The 18608-nt window shown below is 61.4% G+C and carries 14 protein-coding genes; 5 read left to right on the forward strand and 9 right to left on the reverse strand.

Annotated features, from left to right (window positions below; genetic code table 11):
* Positions 1-167 precede the first annotated feature (167 nt).
* Entirely contained in the window at positions 168-1523 is a 1356-nt protein-coding gene (locus KVG87_RS05370) for an OprD family porin (protein WP_130928457.1), read from the reverse strand.
* A gap of 364 nt (positions 1524-1887) precedes the next feature.
* On the opposite strand from KVG87_RS05370, the gene tauA reads away from it, so the two are divergent.
* Positions 1888-2877 (forward strand): taurine ABC transporter substrate-binding protein, encoded by a 990-nt coding sequence (gene tauA, locus KVG87_RS05375; protein ID WP_217849942.1) that lies wholly within the window; start codon positions 1888-1890, stop codon positions 2875-2877.
* Positions 2878-3016: 139 nt separating this feature from the next.
* Here the strand turns inward: tauA and argA are convergent, their stop codons facing one another.
* A complete protein-coding gene (argA, locus tag KVG87_RS05380) occupies positions 3017-4318 on the reverse strand; it encodes an amino-acid N-acetyltransferase (RefSeq protein ID WP_016772647.1) in 1302 nt (433 codons plus the stop codon).
* A gap of 262 nt (positions 4319-4580) precedes the next feature.
* Positions 4581-5735, reverse strand: coding sequence for an acetylornithine deacetylase (gene argE, locus KVG87_RS05385; RefSeq protein WP_136493149.1), 1155 nt, complete (start codon positions 5733-5735; stop codon positions 4581-4583).
* Between the two features lie 156 nt (positions 5736-5891).
* On the opposite strand from argE, the gene KVG87_RS05390 reads away from it, so the two are divergent.
* Entirely contained in the window at positions 5892-7262 is a 1371-nt protein-coding gene (locus KVG87_RS05390) for a CYTH domain-containing protein (RefSeq protein WP_217849653.1), read from the forward strand.
* Between the two features lie 120 nt (positions 7263-7382).
* Here KVG87_RS05390 and KVG87_RS05395 read toward each other — a convergent pair whose 3' ends face one another.
* Entirely contained in the window at positions 7383-7847 is a 465-nt protein-coding gene (locus KVG87_RS05395) for an Lrp/AsnC family transcriptional regulator (protein WP_024014730.1), read from the reverse strand.
* A 125-nt stretch (positions 7848-7972) separates the two neighbouring features.
* Here KVG87_RS05395 and KVG87_RS05400 point away from each other — a divergent pair, with 125 nt between their 5' ends.
* The 3 genes from KVG87_RS05400 to KVG87_RS05410 all read left to right on the forward strand — a co-directional run bounded on the left by KVG87_RS05400 (position 7973) and on the right by KVG87_RS05410 (position 10574).
* Entirely contained in the window at positions 7973-8311 is a 339-nt protein-coding gene (locus KVG87_RS05400; RefSeq protein ID WP_217849655.1) for an ACT-like domain-containing protein, read from the forward strand.
* Positions 8312-8403: 92 nt separating this feature from the next.
* The gene (gene tfpB, locus KVG87_RS05405) at positions 8404-10188 is read left to right on the forward strand and encodes a type IV pilus assembly ATPase TfpB (RefSeq protein WP_217849657.1); all 1785 of its coding nucleotides are present in this window, start codon (positions 8404-8406) and stop codon (positions 10186-10188) included.
* 65 nt (positions 10189-10253) lie between these two features.
* Positions 10254-10574, forward strand: a complete 321-nt coding sequence (locus KVG87_RS05410; RefSeq protein ID WP_172667868.1) for a DUF2388 domain-containing protein — start codon at positions 10254-10256, stop codon at positions 10572-10574.
* Positions 10575-10760: 186 nt separating this feature from the next.
* Here KVG87_RS05410 and gcvP read toward each other — a convergent pair whose 3' ends face one another.
* The 5 genes from gcvP to KVG87_RS05435 all read right to left on the reverse strand — a co-directional run bounded on the left by gcvP (position 10761) and on the right by KVG87_RS05435 (position 18581).
* Positions 10761-13634, reverse strand: coding sequence for an aminomethyl-transferring glycine dehydrogenase (gene gcvP, locus KVG87_RS05415; RefSeq protein ID WP_217849660.1), 2874 nt, complete (start codon positions 13632-13634; stop codon positions 10761-10763).
* A 236-nt stretch (positions 13635-13870) separates the two neighbouring features.
* Positions 13871-14254, reverse strand: a complete 384-nt coding sequence (gcvH, locus tag KVG87_RS05420) for a glycine cleavage system protein GcvH (RefSeq protein ID WP_217849663.1) — start codon at positions 14252-14254, stop codon at positions 13871-13873.
* Between the two features lie 47 nt (positions 14255-14301).
* The gene (gene gcvT, locus KVG87_RS05425) at positions 14302-15384 is read right to left on the reverse strand and encodes a glycine cleavage system aminomethyltransferase GcvT (RefSeq protein WP_217849665.1); all 1083 of its coding nucleotides are present in this window, start codon (positions 15382-15384) and stop codon (positions 14302-14304) included.
* Between the two features lie 423 nt (positions 15385-15807).
* Positions 15808-17421, reverse strand: coding sequence for an ABC transporter permease (locus KVG87_RS05430; RefSeq protein ID WP_217849667.1), 1614 nt, complete (start codon positions 17419-17421; stop codon positions 15808-15810).
* A 155-nt stretch (positions 17422-17576) separates the two neighbouring features.
* Positions 17577-18581 (reverse strand): extracellular solute-binding protein, encoded by a 1005-nt coding sequence (locus tag KVG87_RS05435; protein WP_110599906.1) that lies wholly within the window; start codon positions 18579-18581, stop codon positions 17577-17579.
* Positions 18582-18608: the final 27 nt, after the last annotated feature.

Genomic DNA, 18608 nt, shown 5'->3' on the forward strand with positions numbered 1-18608 from the left:
GACCCGCATCGCGACGAACATCCAACGCAAGGTTCGAGAAGGCCTTGAGTTGCAGCAAAGAGGGAAATCGAGAAGGGCTTACGGGGGTGAGCCTGACTCGAAACGCAAAAGCCCCGTCCGGCGCGATGCCGGACGGGGCTTTTTTTGCTTCAGTTGCTCGGGCGCTATTACAGCAGTGGGATCGAGTAGCTGAGGATCAGGCGGTTTTCGTCCTGGTCACGTTGACCGGCGATATCGGTGCGCCACGAAGCGTTTTTCCACATGAAGCCGACGTTTTTCAACGGGCCTTCTGGAACAACGTACGCTACGGTCAGATCGCGTTCCCACTCGGAAGCGCCATTCGAAGTCTGGACGCGACCGGCGTTGTACGTATCGACGTTGTCGCCACGCAGGTAAACCATACCGGCGGTCAGGCCTGGCAAGCCAACCTTGGCGAAGTCATAGGAGTAGCGTGCTTGCCAGGTGCGCTCGCCGGCACGGGCGAACTTCTGGATCTGCATGTCGGTGATGGTGTAGTTCGACGAACCGTCGCCCTGGTTCAGCCAAGGGAAGTCGCTGCTGCCGTTGCTCACCTGGTAGCCGCCACCAAAGGTGTGACCGGCAACGGTGTAGAGGAACAAACCACTGTAGAGGTTGTTGTCGACTTTGCCGCGACCGTTGGCGAAACCAGAGTAGCTACCGTTGCTGAAGTAAGCAGGTGTGTTGCCGTTGGCGCCGTCGTCGGAACTGTTGAAGTAACGCAAGTCAGACTTCAAAACGCCCGGGCCGATTGCCCAGTTGTGAACCAGACCCAGGAAGTGTTGCTTGTAGAAATCTTCCAGGTTGCCGTAGTAGTACTGGGCAGTCAGGTCTTTGGTGATTTTGTAGTCACCACCGGCGTAGATGAACTTGTTGCTGTTAATGGTGCGCGCGCTTGCACCACCGATCGACAGCTGTTCATTGTTGCTGGAGTTACGACCTTTCACGTGCTCGATCTGGCCACCGACCAGAGTCAGGTCCTTGATCTCGCCGGAAGTGATCTGGCCACCCTGCCAGGTTTGCGGCAGCAGACGACCATCGTTAGTGACGATGACCGGGTTCTTCGGCTGCAGAGTACCCAGCTTCAGTTCGGTCTGGGAGATCTTGGCCTTGGCCGTCAGACCCAGGCTGGAGAAGTTATCAACCGCCTGACCGTTGGATTCGCTTGGGAAAACAGTGCCGCCGTAAGCAGTACCTGGGCCGCCGCCGGAGGCAACGTTACCGTTGGTGCCGCCGCCCGAATCCAGACGTACGCCCAGCAGGCCGATGGCATCGATACCGAAGCCGACAGTGCCTTGGGTGTAACCGGAAATGAAGCGCAGATCGAAGCCTTGGCCCCACTCTTCGTTGCGACTTGGTTCGGCAGTGCCATTACGGTTGTCGGTGTTGATGTAGAAGTTGCGCAGACCCAGAGTAGCCTTGCTGTCTTCGATGAAACCGGCGGCGCCTGCCTGCTGCGCCATAACCCCAACGGCCACAGCCAGGGCCAAGGTGGACTTGTTCATGTATCGCTCCTCTCGTTCTAATTCTTGTGTTCCTGGTTCGGGGTCGATTTGCCCTGAATCCTAAGATGCGCGATTAGCGCCAGACCGTGACTGCCAAGTCAATCGTAACCTTGTGTGTCTACGACCATCGTCTAATCGCCAGTGATTGGGTCCCTGCAGCGTAAAGACTTCCTGATAATCCCAAAAAGAATTTATTCATTCTTTTTCATACCATTCGGGTATATGGCCCATTAATGGCCCTTTGCGCCGGGAAACAGCGTATCGGCGCCTAAGCTCATTCCTAAATGGTATTTGTTGACCTTTTTTTAGATCGATTAGCTTTGCCGTGCTCCCAATACGGCAAATCCCATCGAAAAGGCGACGCATCATGGCGAAACGCGCACTATCAAGTCAATTTGTTACAGTTTGTGTGTCGGCACTGTTTTCTTTTTCCGCACATGCCGCCGATCTGACGGTCGGCTACCAGACCGGGATCGATCCGAGCAAAGTGCCGCAGGCCGATGGTGTCTATGAAAAAACCATCGGCGAGAAGATCGACTGGCGTCGTTTCAACAGCGGCCCGGAAGTCGTCACTGCCATTGCTTCTGGCGACGTGCAGATCGGCAACCTTGGCTCAAGCCCACTGGCGGCAGCTGCTTCACGCAATCTGCCGATCGTGGCGTTCATCGTTTCGGCACAGATCAATGCCGCCGAAGCCTTGGTGGTGCGCAACGGCAGCGGCATCGACAAACCGCAGGACCTGATCGGTAAAACCATCGCCACACCGTTCGTGTCGACCTCGCACTACAGTCTGCTTGGGGCGTTGAAGCACTGGGGCCTGACTACCTCGCAAGTCAAAGTGGTCAATCTGCAACCGGCCGAGATTGCCGCCGCCTGGAAGCGAGGCGACATCGACGGGGCGTTTGTCTGGTCGCCGGCGCTGGGCGAGATCCGCAAGACCGGCAAGACCCTGACCGACGCCGCCCAGGTCGGCCAGTGGGGTGCGCCGACCTTCGAGGTGTGGGTGGCGCGCAAGGACTTTGCCGAGAAGCATCCCGAGGTCGTGGCCAAGTTTGCCAAGGTCACCCTGGAGTCGTTCGCTGATTACGCCGCACACAAAGACAGCTGGACGGCCGACTCGGTGCCTGTGCAGAAAATCGCCAAATTGACCGGTGCCAACGCAGCAGATGTGCCGGAACTGCTGGCCGGTTCGGCGTTCCCGGATGCCAAGGCGCAGCAAAGCACCGCGCTGCTGGACGGCGGCACCGCGAAGGCCATTGCCGAAACGGCGAAATTCTTGAAGGAACAAGGCAAGGTCGAGACGGTGCTGCCTGATTATTCGCCGTACGTCAGCGCCAAATTCATCACTGACTGAATGCAGAACCCTGTGGTGAGGGGATTTATCACCGCTGGGTCGCGTAGCGACCACCTATGTTTTCACTTGGAAACGCAAGGGGACTGCTGCGCAGTCCAGCGGGGATGAATCCCCTCGCCACAGGAGACCTCGCTGTTGTTCAGAGGGTCTTTTCGAAGATCTTCGAATTGCGCTGATAGTTGTACAACGACGCCCGCGCCGCTGGCAGGCGTTCCACGCTGCTCGGCTCGAACCCGCGCTCGCGGAACCAGTGCGCAGTGCGCGTGGTGAGTACGAACAGGGTTTTCAAACCCTGCGCCCGCGCGCGGGTTTCGATGCGTTCGAGTAACTCGTCGCCGCGTCCGCCGTGGCGATACTCGGGATTCACCGCCAGACACGCCAGTTCGCCGGCATCGGAATCGGCAATCTGATACAACGCCGCACAGGCGATGATCATGCCTTCGCGCTCGACCACGCTGAACTGCTCGATCTCGCGCTCCAGCACTTCCCGCGAGCGGCGCACCAGAATGCCCTGCTCTTCCAGCGGACTGATCAGGTCGAGCAGGCCGCCGACGTCTTCAATCGCCGCCTCGCGCACCAGTTCGAACTGCTCCTGCGCCACCAGCGTACCGCCACCGTCACGGGTGAACAGCTCCGTCAGCAGCGCGCCGTCTTCGGCGTAACTGACGATATGACTGCGCGCCACACCGCCACGGCAGGCTTCGGCGGCGGCATCGAGCAACTCCGCTTGATAGTTGCTCATGCCGAGGCGCTGCAAATGGGCCGGCACTTGTTGCGGGCGCAGTTCGCGCACCAGTTTGCCGTTCTCGTCGATCAGGCCGAGCTCGGCGCCGAACAACAGCAGCTTGTCCGCGCCCAGATCGATGGCGGCGCGAGTGGCGACGTCTTCGCAGGCAAGGTTGAAGATTTCGCCGGTCGGCGAGTAGCCCAGCGGCGACAGCAATACGATCGAGCGTTCATCGAGCAGGCGATTGATCCCCTTGCGGTCGACCCGACGCACTTCACCGGTGTGGTGATAGTCGACACCTTCCAGCACACCGATCGGCCGCGCGGTGACGAGGTTGCCGCTGGCCACGCGCAGACGCGAGCCCTGCATCGGCGATGAGGCCATGTCCATCGACAGCCGTGCTTCGATGGCGATGCGCAACTGGCCGACCGCGTCGATCACACACTCCAGGGTCGCGGCATCGGTGATGCGCATGCCGTGATGGTAATGCGGGGTCAGGCCACGGGCGGCGAGGCGGGTTTCGATCTGCGGGCGCGAGCCGTGCACCAGCACCAGACGCACGCCCAGACTGTGCAGCAAGACCAGGTCGTGGACGATGTTGCCGAAATTCGGATGCTCGACGCCGTCGCCGGGCAGCATGACGACGAAGGTGCAATCGCGGTGGGCATTGATGTATGGGGACGCGTGGCGAAGCCAATTGACGTATTCGGGCATGAACCTGGGCCTGTAATAAAGAGCAGCCGAAAAAAGGGGCGAAACGAAAAACGCACAGCGGGCTGATGGTTATCGTCGGAACAGGCTTGGCGACACGCGCGCTCTCCTCATGAATACGGGTTGGGGTACAGGCAATTTACCGGGTTGATGCAAGACATTTAACCCTGTGGCAGCGAGCCTGCTCGCGAAAACGGTGGATCAGGTTCATCAATGGCGACTGACGGAACGCTTTCGCGAGCAGGCACGCTCCCACACAGGGCCGTCATCGTTCGTCTGTCGTCAGGCAGTAATGTTCAATCAACTGCCGAATCAGATGCACGGTAGGCTGCAAACGTGACATTTCAAGGTACTCGCCGGGTTGATGCGCGCAGGCAATGTCGCCGGGGCCGAGGACTATGGTTTCGCAGCCGAGGCGCTGAAGATAAGGCGCTTCGGTGCCGAACGCTACTGCTTCGGCGCGATGGCCGGTGAGCTTTTCAGCGATGCGCACCAGTTCGGCATCTTCGGACTGCTCGAACGGCGGCACTTCCGGGAACAGCGGTTTGTAATCGATTTTCACCTTATGCCGCTCGGCCACCGGGTTGAGCTTGCGCAGGATTTCCGCGCGCAGCAGGTTCGGGTCCATGCCCGGCAGCGGCCGCAGGTCGAACTCCAGCGAACACTGGCCGCAGATGCGATTGGGGTTGTCGCCGCCATGAATGCAACCGAAGTTCATCGTCGGTTGCGGCACGCTGAATTGTGGATTGCTGAATTCGCGCTGCCACAACAGGCGCAAACCACGCAGTTCGCCGATGGCATCGTGCATCGCTTCAAGCGCGCTGTGGCCCAGACGCGGATCAGACGAGTGGCCACTCTGTCCGAGGATGTCGATGCGCTCCATCATGATGCCTTTGTGCATGCGAATCGGCTTGAGCCCGGTCGGCTCGCCGATCACCGCCGCGCGGCCCAGCGGTTGCCCGGCCTCGGCCAGCGCGCGGGCGCCGGACATCGAGCTTTCTTCGTCGCAGGTGGCGAGGATCAGCAGCGGTTGCTTGAACGGCTGATCGAGCAGCGGCCGCACGGCTTCGATAATCAGCGCAAAAAAGCCCTTCATGTCGCAGCTGCCCAGTCCGACCCAGCGACCGTCGACTTCAGTGAGCTTCAGCGGATCGGTCTGCCACAACGCATCGTCATAAGGCACGGTGTCGCTGTGCCCGGCCAGCACCAAGCCGCCGGGGCCGCTGCCGAAACTGGCGAGCAGATTGAATTTGCCGGGGCTGACCTGCTGGATATCGCAGCTGAAACCCAAATCACCGAGCCAGCCAGCGAGCAGATCGATAACGGCGCGGTTGGACTGGTCCAGGTTCGGTTGGGTACAGCTGACCGATGGCGCGGCAATCAGCGCGGCGAACTGGTCTTGCATGGACGGCAATGGCATCACTGACTCCAGGTCCCGGATTGAGGCCCACTATAGAACCATCCGGCGCGCGGAATAAACCGCCGCAGGGCGTAGGAAGTTTGACTCCTGTACACTGCACGGCCTTGGCAGCCACCCATTCCCCCGGCTGCGCTCCCGATTCTGGATGTTCCGGCCATGCAAAAAGAAACTGAAATCAAACTCCGCGTCAGCCGCGAAACCCTCGCTGCCCTGCGCGAGCACCCGCTGCTGAAGAAACGCAACAAAAGTGGCTGGGAACGCCGTGAGTTGATGAACCAGTATTTCGACACCCCCGAGCGCGACCTCGCCCAGGCCAAAGTCGCCCTGCGCCTGCGCAAGGACGGTGACGAAGTGATTCAAACTCTCAAGACCCGTGGCCAGAGCGTCGCCGGTCTGTCCGAGCGTAACGAGTACGACTGGAAACTGGCGAAAGCCAAGCTCGATGTGAAGAAACTCGACGGCGAATGCTGGCCCGAGGCGCTGGCCGAGCTGGACAAGAAAACCCTCAAGCCGATCTTCACCACCGATTTCGTCCGCGAGCGCGCCGAGATCGCCTGGGGCCGTGGCAAGACCAAAGTGGTTATCGAGGCCGCGCTGGATCTCGGCCACGTAGTGGTCGGCAAACAGAAAGAAGAAATCTGCGAACTGGAACTGGAGCTGCGCGAAGGCGAGCCTGCCGCGTTGCTGGAACTGGCTGCCGAACTGGCCGAAACCCTGGCGCTGATGCCATGCGATATCAGCAAGGCCGAGCGTGGTTATCGCCTGCACGACGCCAACAGCTACTCGCTGAGCCTGCCAGCGCCGCAGCTGACCAGCGAAACCCGTCTCGACGACGCCTTCGCCGCGCTGAGCTGGCATCTGCTCGGCAGCAGCCAGCGTCTGGCCGAACAATATCGCTTCAACGGCCACTGGCGTCTGTTGCAGGACTGGGTCGAGAACCTCGCGGAAATGCGCGCCCTGCTCAGCAGCCTCGGCCAGGCTGCGCCGCGTCAGTCGACCCACGATCTGCGCGTGGCCCTCGATGCCTTGCTGGAAGACTGGCGCCCGTTGGTGCAGGTCGGCATCGAAGACGAAGACGTGCGCAAGGCCGCGCCGGAGCAGTTCCTCGAAGAACTGGAAGACCCGCGCTGGGGCCAGTTCTCGCTGAACGCCTCGCGCTGGCTGCTGGCCCGCACCTGGACCGCCGACCGCAACACCCGTGGCAACCGTCAGGGTGACGCGCAACTGCACAGCTGGTTGCCGCGTCTGCTCGGCGAAGAAGCTACTGCTCTGCAGCTGCAACGCTATCAGCAGCAACCGGAAGACCTCGCCGAGCAACTGCCGCGTATCGAACGCATTCAGGTCTGGTTGCACCATGCGCGCAACGTGCTGGACATCCCGGAAATGGATCGTCTGTACGGTGAGCTGAACAAACTGGCGCAACTGGCCAACGAGCCGACCATCACCGACGAACTGCTCGATGCGCGCAAGCATCAGGCGATTGCGGTGTACCAGAATCGCGCCTGGAAAATCCTCCTGCGCATGTGATGACCCTGTGGCGAGGGGATTCATCCCCGCTGGGTCGCAAAGCGGCCCCGTTCTTAAAAAAGCGGGGACTGCTGCGCAGCCCAGCGGGGATAAATCCCCTCGCCACAAAGGCCATCCGCACTAGACCGGCAGGCTGGTGGTGGACTTGATCTCCGACAGCGCCACGATCGAATTCACTTCCTGTATCCCCGGCACCAGCGACAGCTTCTCGAAGAAGAATCGCTCGTACGCCTCGATGTCCGCCGCGACTATGCGCAGCATGAAATCCACCGCGCCCATCAGCACATAACACTCCAGCACTTCCGGAAAGCCGCGAATCGCCTCGGTGAACTCGGTGAAGTTCGAGCGGCCGTGGGCGTTGAGTTTGATTTCGGCGAAGATCTGCGTGTTCAGGCCGATCTTCTTGCGATCCAGCAAGGTCACCTGGCCGCGAATGATGCCCTCCTCCTTCATCCGCTGAATCCGCCGCCAGCACGGCGATTGCGACAGGCCGACCTGCTCGGCGATCTGCGCGCTCGACAGCGAAGCGTCTTCCTGCAGCAAGGCGAGGATCTTGCGGTCGTAGGCGTCCAGCTCGCTGTGCATAAAAAATCCTCAAAGATCAACTTTCACGAATCAACTCTTTCGATAAATCCGTTCAGGCGCCGATCATAGCCAAGAAATACCCCGCACCGAATGTAAAAATTTCTCCACTGATCTGGAGATTCGCCATGCCGCACCTTGAAGCCTTGAAAAGCGCGCCTGCTCGCGCCGATGTCTGGAACGTCAACAACGCCCACTGCTTGGCGCAGTACCGGATCGTCGCCGAGGCCGAGCCGGATCTGCTGGTGCGAGTGCTGAATCTGTTCGCTTTGCAGTTTCTGACGCCGGAGCAGGTCAATGTCCAGCGCCAGGACGATCTGCTGTCGATCGACCTCCTCATGAGCGGCCTGAGCTGGCATCGCGCGCAGGTGATCGCGGAGAAACTGCGCAACCTGATCAGCGTCTGCACAGTGGACCTGCACAACGCCGACACGGCGTGGCAGGCGCCCGCACAGGCTGCCGGCTGACAAATCCGGCAACGGCTTCGTCGGGTAGTGGCCCAACGGTCAGCGGGGCCACGACTATCCTTTTGCGCATGACGCTTAAAAAGGAAAGCCGCATGTCCGTTCAATTTGTCACTCAGGACCGCTGGCTGGACCTCAATGATGTGTTACGGGAACTGGTCGCCCAAGGCTTCATCTGCCAGGACGCGGCGGAACAGGCGCTCAATGCCCGCCGTCGCCATGCTGCTCACGGGCAGATGCATCCGCTGGAGTTCGTCGCCAGCCAGCAACTCGACGACCTCAGCCGTCCGGGCAAACATCTGGATCTGGAAAGCCTGACCCTGTGGCTGGCGCAACAGGCCGGTCAGCCGTATTTGCGCATTGATCCGCTGAAAATCAATGTCGCGGCGATCACGCCGCTGATGTCCTATGCCTTCGCGCAACGGCACAAGATTCTCGCCGTCGCCGTGGACCGCGACTCGGTCACCGTGGCCAGCGCTCAGCCCTACGTCAGCGGTTGGGAAGCTGACCTGACCCACGTATTGAAGCTGCCGATCAAACGGGTCGTGGCCAACCCGGTCGACATCCAGCGCTTCAGCGTCGAGTTTTTCCGGCTGGCCAAATCGGTCAGCGGCGCCAGCAATGCCGACGCCCAGGGCGGCAACCTCGGCAATTTCGAACAACTGCTCAACCTCGGCGCCAGCGACCAGGAGCCGGACGCCAACGACGCGCACATCGTCAACATCGTCGACTGGCTGTTCCAGTACGCTTTCCAGCAGCGCGCCAGCGATATCCATATCGAACCGCGCCGCGAGCACGGCACCGTGCGCTTTCGCATCGACGGCGTGCTGCACAACGTCTATCAATTCCCGCCGCAGGTGACCATGGCGATTGTCAGCCGCCTGAAAAGCCTCGGCCGCATGAACGTCGCGGAAAAGCGCAAACCCCAGGATGGCCGGGTCAAGACCAAGACCCCGGACGGCGGCGAAGTGGAGTTGCGTCTGTCGACCTTGCCGACGGCGTTCGGTGAAAAAATGGTCATGCGGATTTTCGACCCGGAAGTGCTGCTGAAAAATTTCGACCAGTTGGGTTTCAGCGCCGACGACCTGCGGCGCTGGCAGGACATGACCCGCCAGCCCAACGGCATCATTCTGGTGACCGGGCCGACCGGTTCGGGCAAGACCACCACCCTGTATACCACGCTGAAAAAACTGGCGACGCCGGAGGTCAACCTCTGCACCATCGAGGACCCGATCGAAATGGTCGAGCCGGCCTTCAACCAAATGCAGGTGCAGCACAACATCGAACTGACCTTCGCCGCCGGGGTGCGCGCGCTGATGCGGCAGGACCCGGATATCATCATGATCGGCGAGATCCGCGATCTGGAAACTGCGGAAATGGCGATTCAGGCCGCGCTCACCGGGCACTTGGTCTTGTCCACCCTGCACACCAACGATGCGCCGAGCGCCATCAGCCGTTTGCTCGAACTCGGCGTGCCGCATTACCTGATCAAAGCGACCGTACTCGGCGTCATGGCCCAGCGTCTGGTGCGCACTTTGTGCCCGCACTGCAAGGCGCCGCTGACGCTCGAGGATGAAGACTGGCAAACCCTGACCCGGCCCTGGCAGGCGCCGCTGCCGAGCAATGCGCAACGGGCGATCGGTTGCCTGGAATGCCGCGACACCGGCTATCGCGGCCGCGCCGGCGTGTACGAAATCATGCAACTGAGCGACAGCCTCAAAGCGCTGATCACCCCGGACACCGACCTCACCGCGATCAGGCGTCAGGCATTCAAGGAAGGCATGCGCAGCCTGCGCCTGTCCGGCGCGCAAAAAGTTGCGGCGGGGCTGACCACGGTGGAAGAAGTGCTGCGGGTGACGCCGCAAAGTGAGTTGAAATAATTCAGCACGGAACTGGATCGAGGGATCGGCTATCCAACGCCGTAGTCAATCCCAGGAGTCACCTCATCATGCGTCTCAAACTCGCTGTCGCCACCTTGGCCCTGCTGTCGCTTCCCGTTGGTTCGGCCATGGCGGACAGCTTTTGGCGTAACGTCATCTCCTCCGGCGCCACCACCGGTTCGACCTACCTGACGTTCAAGGATCACAAGTTGATCGTCGCCGCCCAGGACGACGCCGGCAGCTTCGTCGCCAGCGACGGCGGCATCCGTGGCCCGTACCTGGAAGCAGCGATGCAGAAAGTCCGCGCCGACAACCCGGGCCTGCAGGCTTCGGACATGGAACTGGCGAACGCGATTCTGGCGAAGAATGCCGTGGCTTCCGAGTAAGCCTCGCACCCTCAAAAATGCCGCTCGATCGAGCGGCATTTTTTTGCCCGGATTACCGCCTCACCACCATGCCTTGTGGGAGCGAGCCTGCTCGCGAAAGCGGTGAGCCAGTCACCGCAAATGCCGGCTGGACGATTGCTTTCGCGAGCAGGCTCGCTCCCACAGGGACGGTGGTGGATTTAGAGATCAGCGGTAATCATCCACCGGCACACAGGCGCAATACAGATTGCGATCGCCGTAAACGTTATCCACCCGATTCACCGCCGGCCAATATTTGTGCAAGCGTGTGTGCGCATCCGGGGTGATGGCCTGTTCGATGCTGTAGGGCCGTTCCCAGATCCCAGTGACATCGGCCAAGGTATGCGGCGCGCGTTTGAGCGGGTTGTCTTCGCCCGGCCAGTTGCCCTTCTGCACTTCATTGATCTCTGCGCGAATGCTCAGCATCGCCGCGATGAAGCGGTCGAGTTCTGCCTTGGATTCGCTCTCGGTCGGCTCGACCATCAACGTACCCGGTACCGGGAAGGACATGGTCGGCGCGTGGAAGCCGTAATCCATCAGCCGCTTGGCAACGTCTTCCTCGCTGATGCCGGTCTGCGCCTTCAGTGGGCGCAGATCAAGAATGCATTCATGCGCCACCCGGCCGTTGCGCCCGGTGTAGAGCACCGGGAACGCGCCGGACAAATGCTGCGCCAGATAATTCGCCGCCAGAATCGCCACCTCGCTGGCGTCCGCCAGTTGCGGGCCCATCATGGCGATGTACATCCAACTGATCGGCAAAATGCTCGCACTGCCCCACGGTGCTGCGCTGACTGCGCCGTTCTGCGCCAGCGGCCCGTCAATCGGCACCACCGGATGGTTGGCGACGAACGGCGCCAGATGCGCACGAACGCCGATCGGCCCCATGCCCGGCCCGCCGCCGCCATGGGGAATGCAGAAGGTCTTGTGCAGGTTCATGTGCGACACGTCGGCGCCAATGTCCGCCGGTCTGGCCAAGCCGACCTGGGCATTGAGATTGGCGCCATCCATGTACACCTGGCCGCCGTGCTGGTGGATCACTGCGCAAATTTCGCTGATGCCCTCCTCGTAGACCCCATGGGTCGACGGGTAGGTCGCCATCAGGCACGACAACTTGTTCCCGGCCTCTGCGGCTTTCAGCTTCAAGTCTTCCAGATCGACGTTGCCCGCCTCATCGCATTCGACAATTACTACGCGCATTCCGGCCATCTGCGCCGAGGCCGGGTTGGTGCCGTGGGCCGACGATGGAATCAGACAGATGTCCCGAGCGCCCTCCCCTCGGCTCTCGTGATATTTACGGATCGCCAGGAGCCCGGCGTATTCGCCCTGGGCGCCGGAGTTGGGCTGCATGCAGATCGCATCGAAACCGGTAATCGCGCAGAGCCAACGCTCAAGCTCTTCGATCATCAGCGTGTAACCGACAGCCTGCTCCCTCGGCACAAACGGATGCGGATGGGCGAACTGCGGCCAGGTGATCGGGATCATCTCGCTGGTGGCGTTGAGCTTCATCGTGCACGAGCCCAGCGGGATCATCGATTGGTTGAGCGCCAGATCCTTGTTTTCCAGCTGTTTGAGATAACGCAGCATCTCGGTTTCGCTGTGATGGGCGTTGAACACCGGATGTTGCAGGTACGGCGTACTGCGCTGGAGTTCGTCGGGAATTCCCGAGGCGATGTCCTCCGCATCAAGCGCATCAACACTCAGGCCGTGATCAGCCCCGAGCAGCACGTCGAACAGTTTTGCCACGGTGTGTTCGTCACAGGTCTCATCCAGACTCAGACCGACGCGGCCGCGACCGAGAATGCGCAGGTTGATCTGCGCTGCCTGAGCACTTTCGATGATCGCCGTTTGCGCACCGCCGACCTCCAGGGTCAGCGTGTCGAAGAACTGCCTGTTGAGCCGTTTGATGCCGTTGCGCTCGAGTCCCGCCGCAAGGAGGCAGGTCAGGCGATGCACGCGCTGGGCGATACGCTTCAAGCCTTCCGGGCCGTGATACACCGCGTAGCAACTGGCGATATTGGCCAGCAGTACCTGCGCGGTGCAGATGTTCGAATTGGCTTTCTCGCGGCGGATGTGTTGCTCGCGGGTCTGCAGGGCCATGCGCAGCGCGACGTTGCCGCGAGCATCTTTCGATACACCGATGATCCGCCCCGGAATCGCTCGTTTGTATTCCTCGCGGCTGGCGAAGAACGCCGCGTGCGGGCCGCCATAACCCATCGGCACGCCAAAACGTTGGGACGAACCGAACACCACGTCGGCACCCAACTCACCCGGCGGCGTCAGCACCAGCAGGCTGAGCAAATCGGTGGCGACGCAGGCCAGGGCCTGTTGTGCGTGCAGGTGGTTGATCAAGGGTTTGAGATCGCGGATTTCGCCGTGGGTGTCGGGGTATTGCAGCAGCGCGCCGAACACCTCGTGCTGCGCCAGGTTATCCACCGCGTCGACGATCAGCTCGAAGCCGAAACCTTCGGCGCGGGTCTGTACCACGGAGAGGGTTTGCGGATGGCAATTTTCATCCACAAAAAACAGATTGCTCTTCGACTTCGCCACGCGCTTGGCCAAAGCCATGGCTTCGGCCGCTGCGGTAGCCTCATCGAGCAGCGAGGCGTTGGCCAGTTCCAGGCCGGTGAGGTCGATGGTCAGTTGCTGAAAATTGAGCAGCGCTTCGAGCCGACCCTGGGCGATCTCTGGTTGATATGGGGTGTACGCGGTGTACCAACCGGGATTTTCCAGCACGTTGCGCAAGATGACGGTCGGCGTGACGGTGCCGTGATAGCCCATGCCGATCAGGCTGGTGAACAGCTGATTCTGCTCGGCATAACCGCGCAGCTTCGCCAGTGCAGCCTGTTCGTCGAGAGCGGGCGGCAGATCCAGTGCGCGATTGAAGCGAATGCCCGGCGGCACGGTCTGCTCGATCAGCTCGGCGCGACTGCCCAGGCCGAGGCTATCGAGCATCGCCTGCTGCTCGGCGGCATCCGGGCCAAGGTGGCGGCGCAGAAAGGCTTCGGGATCGCGTAACTGGCTCAGGGACGGCGACTGGGACATGACGGGCTCTCCTGGCTGGCGCTTGGCGTCAATCGACACGGTCAAACCAGCATAGCAGGCGAATTTTCAAGATCACGCCGCCCCTGTGGGAGCGAGCCTGCTCGCGAAAGCAGTGTTTCAGACACATTGGCATCGACTGATATGGCGCTTTCGCGAGCAGGCTCGCTCCCACAAAGGGATATTCGTCGCCCATAAAAAAACCCCGACGAATCGGGGCTTCGGGCTTGGCCGGCTATTTACTCGCCGATTGCAGCCTTGTACGCGCCAGCATCCAGCAGCTTGTCCAGCTCGGCCTTGTCACTTGGCTTGAGCTTGAAGATCCACGCGCCGTACGGGTCGGAGTTCAGCAGTTCAGGCGAGCCACCCAGATCTTCGTTGATCGCGATGACCTCACCGCTCACCGGGGCGTAGATGTCGGAGGCGGCTTTCACCGACTCGACCACGCCGGATTGATCACCGGCGGCGAACACCTTGCCGACTTCGGTCAGCTCGACGAACACCACGTCGCCAAGCGCTTCCTGCGCGTGATCGCTGATGCCCACGGTGACGGTGCCGTCGGTTTCCAGACGCGCCCATTCATGACTTTCGGCAAAACGCAGTTCGGCAGGGATATCGCTCATCTTCGGTTCCTCGGAAATTGGTCAGCGGTCATGCCCGCCAGAAAAGGTTAGATCAAGGTTTTGCCATGGCGCACGAAGGTCGGTTTGACCACTCGCACCGGATACCACTTGCCACGGATTTCCACTTCGGCGCGGTCGGCGGTTGCCATCGGTACACGCGCCAGGGCAATCGATTTGCTCAGCGTAGGAGAGAAACTACCACTGGTGATCTCCCCTTCGCCAACATCGGCGATGCGAACCACTTGGTGAGCGCGCAAAACCCCGCGCTCTTCCAGCACCAGACCGACCAGTTTGTGCGCCACGCCGGTGGCTTTTTCCGCCTCCAGCGCCGCACGGCCGATGAACTGCCGCGAGGCCGGCTCCCAGGCGATGCTCCAGGCCATGTTCGAGGCCAGCGGCGAAACGTCCTGATGAATGTCCTGACCGTACAGGTTCATTCCGGCCTCGACACGCAAGGTGTCGCGAGCACCGAGACCGATCGGCGAAATACCCGCACCGACCAGATCGTTGAAGAAACCCGGCGCCTGATTGGCCGGCAGGCAGATTTCCAGGCCATCCTCGCCGGTGTAACCGGTACGCGCGATGAACCAGTCGCAGTCGATGGCGCCTTCGAAAGGTTTGAGTTGCTGGATCAGCGTGGCGCGGGACTGGGTGACCAGTTCGGCAATCTTGTGCCGGGCCTGCGGGCCCTGGATGGCGAGCATCGCCAGCTCGGCGCGCTCGTGCAGTTGCACGTCGTAGGCGCCGAGCTGGGCGTTCATCCAGGCCAGATCCTGATCGCGGGTCGAGGCGTTGAACACCAGCCGGTACGCGTCGTCGAGGCGATAGACGATCATGTCGTCGACGATGCCGCCGCGCTCATTGAGCATGGTGCTGTACAACGCCCGGCCGGGGCTGTGCAGACGTTCGACGTCGTTGGCCAGCAGATGCTGGAGCCAGGCTTTGGCCTGGGCGCCGGTGACATCGATCACGGTCATATGGGAAACATCGAACACCCCGCAATCGCGGCGCACTTCGTGGTGCTCCTCGACCTGCGAGCCGTAATGCAGTGGCATGTCCCAACCGCCAAAATCGACCATCTTCGCGCCAAGCGCGAGGTGCAGGTCATACAGAGGCGTACGCTGTCCCATGGGTTTCTCCTTCCGGGCGTGGCGAGGGTGCGGACCGCCGCTATACGGCTGAAAGCCTTGATGAATAAGGCTTGCAGCCGATTCCAGCGCACGGGTCTGTCAGACGAACCGCACCGAATGCCGCGCATTGTAGCCGCATGATGTAGGACTCACTACTACGGGGGCGTTCTCAATTGGTTTCCCCACCGCGTTGTCGCCTAAAAGCGAGCCAGGCAAGGCGCAGGCCGCTGGGAATGGTATTCCCTTTTCAAGGCCTGCAACGCAGGCTGGCTCGCTTTTAGGCACAACCCGGAGGGCCGGGCCTGCTGTTGTGCAGGGCTGCGTTGCTCGAAGCTTATTTGGAACAACCAAACCACGCTTCTCGCGTCTTGCCCTGCACAACAGCAGACCCGGCGCGGTGGGGAAACCAATCGAGAACGCCCCCTAGTTTCGGTGCGCCGAACGTCGAATCAATCCGATCACCGGCAACAGGCCAACCAGCACCAGGGTCAATGCCGGCAATGAGGCGCGCGCCCATTCGCCTTCACTGGTCATTTCAAAGATGCGCACCGCCAGCGTGTCCCAGCCAAACGGGCGCATCAGCAGGGTCGCGGGCATTTCCTTGAGCACATCGACGAACACCAGCAACGCGGCGCTCAACGTGCCGGGCAGCAAGAGCGGCAGATACACTTTGAAAAACAGTCGCGGCCCACTGACACCCAGGCTACGTGCCGCTTCAGGCAAAGATGGCCGTATACGCGCCAGACTGCTTTCCAGCGGCCCATAGGCGACGGCAATGAAGCGCACCAGATAAGCCATCAGCAACGCCGCGAGGCTGCCGAGCAGCAACGGTCTGCCCGCACCGCCGAGCCATGACGAAAGCGGAATCACCAGCTCACGATCCAGATAACTGAAGGCAAGCATGATCGACACGGCCAGCACCGAACCGGGCAACGCGTAGCCGAGATTGGCCAGGCCGACCCCGGAGCTGATGGCTGGGGTCGGTGCCAGGCGCCGGGCAAACGCCAGCAACAGCGCAACGCTGACGGTGATCAGCGCCGCCATCGCGCCCAGATAGAGCGTGTGCAGAATCAGCCCGGCGTAACGCTCATCCAGATCGAAACGCCCACGCTGCCAGAACCACACGATCAGTTGCAGCACCGGGATGACGAAGGCGCAGGCGAACACCAATCCACACCAGCCTGTCGCCGCGAACGCCTTGAGCCCGCGCAGGTGATACAGCGCCTTCACCCGTGGCCGCTCATTGCTGGCCCGATTCGACCCGCGCGCGCGGCGCTCGCCGTACAGCACCAGCATCACCACCAGCAGCAACAGACTGGCCAGTTGCGCGGCGCTGGGCAGGCTGAAGAAGCCGTACCAGGTTTTGTAGATGGCCGTGGTGAAGGTATCGAAGTTGAACACCGACACCGCGCCAAAATCGGCGAGGGTTTCCATCAGCGCCAGCGCCACGCCCGCGCCGATCGCCGGACGCGCCATCGGCAACGCGACCCGCCAGAACGCCCGCCACGGCGACTGGCCCAGCACCCGCGCCGCTTCCATCAAACCTTTGCCCTGAGCCAGAAACGCGGTACGCGCCAGCAGATAAACGTAGGGATAAAAAACCAGCACCAGCACCACGATCACCCCGCCGGTGGAACGCACCCGTGGCAGGCGCAGGCCGCTGCCGAACCATTCGCGCAACAGGGACTGCACGGGCCCGGCGAAATCCAGCAGGCCGACGAAAACGAACGCCAGTACATACGCTGGAATGGCGAAGGGCAGCATCAACGCCCAGTCGAGCCAGCGCCGACCGGGAAATTCGCAGAGGCTGGTCAGCCAGGCCAGGCTGACACCCAGCAGAGTCACGCCGACACCGACGCCGAGGATCAGCGTCAGGGTATTGCCGAGCAGACGCGGCATCTGGGTTTGCCACAGGTGCGACCAGATCTGCTGATCGATGGTCTGCCACGACAGCAGCAACACGCTCAGGGGCAACAACACCAGCGCGGCGATGGCGAAGACGATGGGGTACCAGCGGCGTTGGGCGGGGTGGGCCAAGGAAACAATCTCGTTCAAATGATTGTGCCCACGCTCTGCGTGGGCACACATCCTGTGACGCTCCGCGTCACGCTTTCAGCGGCACGACGCAGAGCGTCGAGGGCTGCATTCCCATGCGGAGCGTGGGAACGATCAACATCTTTACAGCGGCAAACTCAATTCCACCCCGCCCGATCCATCATCCGGATCGCCTCGGCCTGACGTTTGCCCGCCACTTCTACCGGCAAGGTATCGGCAACAAACTTGCCCCACGCCGCCACTTCTTCCGAGGGTGCCACCGCCGGGTTGGCCGGAAATTCTTGGTTCACATCAGCAAAAATCTTCTGCGCCTCAGGCGTGGTCATCCATTCGACCAGCGCCTTGGCCGCTTCCGGGTGCGGTGCATGCTTGGTCAGGCCGATGCCCGACAGGTTCACGTGCACACCGCGATCGGCCTGATTCGGCCAGAACAGCTTCACCGGCAGTTCAGGCTTCTGCTTGTGCAGGCGACCGTAGTAGTAGGTGTTGACGATGCCAACGTCACACTGCCCGGCGTTGATCGCTTCCAGCACTGCAACGTCATCGGAGAACACGTCAGTGGACAGGTTGTTGACCCAGCCCTTGAGGATCTTCTCGGTCTTCTCGGCGCCGTGGACTTCGATCATGGTCGCAGTCAACGACTGGTTGTAGACCTTCTTCGCCGTGCGCAGGCACAGGCGGCCTTCCCAGTTCTTGTCGGCCAGCGCTTCGTAGGTGGTCAGTTCGCCCGGTTTCACCCGCTCGGTGGAATAGGCGATGGTCCGTGCGCGCAGGCTCAGGCCGGTCCAGGCGTGGGTGGACGAGCGATATTGCTGAGGAATATTGGCGTCGATGGTTTTCGAGGTGAATGGCTGGAGGATGCCCATCTGCTCGGCCTGCCACAGGTTGCCGGCATCGACGGTAAGCAGCAGATCGGCGGTGGCGTTTTCGCCTTCGGCCTTGATGCGCTGCATCAGCGGCGCTTCCTTGTCGGTGATGAACTTGATCTTCACCCCGGTCTTGGCGGTATAGGCATCGAATACCGGTTTGATCAGCTCATCGATGCGCGACGAGTACACCACCACCTCATCGGCGGCCTGGGCAGTGGTGCTGCCGATCAGGGTCAAGGCCAGTGCGGTCAGAAGACGCTTGGGTGCCAACATGGGAGTGGTCTCACGGTCGGGAAAGGT

This window comes from Pseudomonas siliginis (assembly GCF_019145195.1).
GTDB classification, from domain to species: domain Bacteria; phylum Pseudomonadota; class Gammaproteobacteria; order Pseudomonadales; family Pseudomonadaceae; genus Aquipseudomonas; species Aquipseudomonas siliginis.

What these genes read in the sequence shown, in the direction of transcription:
- KVG87_RS05370 (WP_130928457.1), bottom strand. Translation starts at nt 1,523, where the DNA reads ATGAACAAGTCCACCTTGGCCCTGGCTGTGGCCGTTGGGGTTATGGCG.
- argA (WP_016772647.1), bottom strand. Translation starts at nt 4,318, where the DNA reads ATGCCCGAATACGTCAATTGGCTTCGCCACGCGTCCCCATACATCAAT.
- argE (WP_136493149.1), bottom strand. Translation starts at nt 5,735, where the DNA reads ATGCCATTGCCGTCCATGCAAGACCAGTTCGCCGCGCTGATTGCCGCG.
- KVG87_RS05390 (WP_217849653.1), top strand. Translation starts at nt 5,892, where the DNA reads ATGCAAAAAGAAACTGAAATCAAACTCCGCGTCAGCCGCGAAACCCTC.
- KVG87_RS05395 (WP_024014730.1), bottom strand. Translation starts at nt 7,847, where the DNA reads ATGCACAGCGAGCTGGACGCCTACGACCGCAAGATCCTCGCCTTGCTG.
- KVG87_RS05400 (WP_217849655.1), top strand. Translation starts at nt 7,973, where the DNA reads ATGCCGCACCTTGAAGCCTTGAAAAGCGCGCCTGCTCGCGCCGATGTC.
- tfpB (WP_217849657.1), top strand. Translation starts at nt 8,404, where the DNA reads ATGTCCGTTCAATTTGTCACTCAGGACCGCTGGCTGGACCTCAATGAT.
- gcvP (WP_217849660.1), bottom strand. Translation starts at nt 13,634, where the DNA reads ATGTCCCAGTCGCCGTCCCTGAGCCAGTTACGCGATCCCGAAGCCTTT.
- gcvH (WP_217849663.1), bottom strand. Translation starts at nt 14,254, where the DNA reads ATGAGCGATATCCCTGCCGAACTGCGTTTTGCCGAAAGTCATGAATGG.
- gcvT (WP_217849665.1), bottom strand. Translation starts at nt 15,384, where the DNA reads ATGGGACAGCGTACGCCTCTGTATGACCTGCACCTCGCGCTTGGCGCG.
- KVG87_RS05435 (WP_110599906.1), bottom strand. Translation starts at nt 18,581, where the DNA reads ATGTTGGCACCCAAGCGTCTTCTGACCGCACTGGCCTTGACCCTGATC.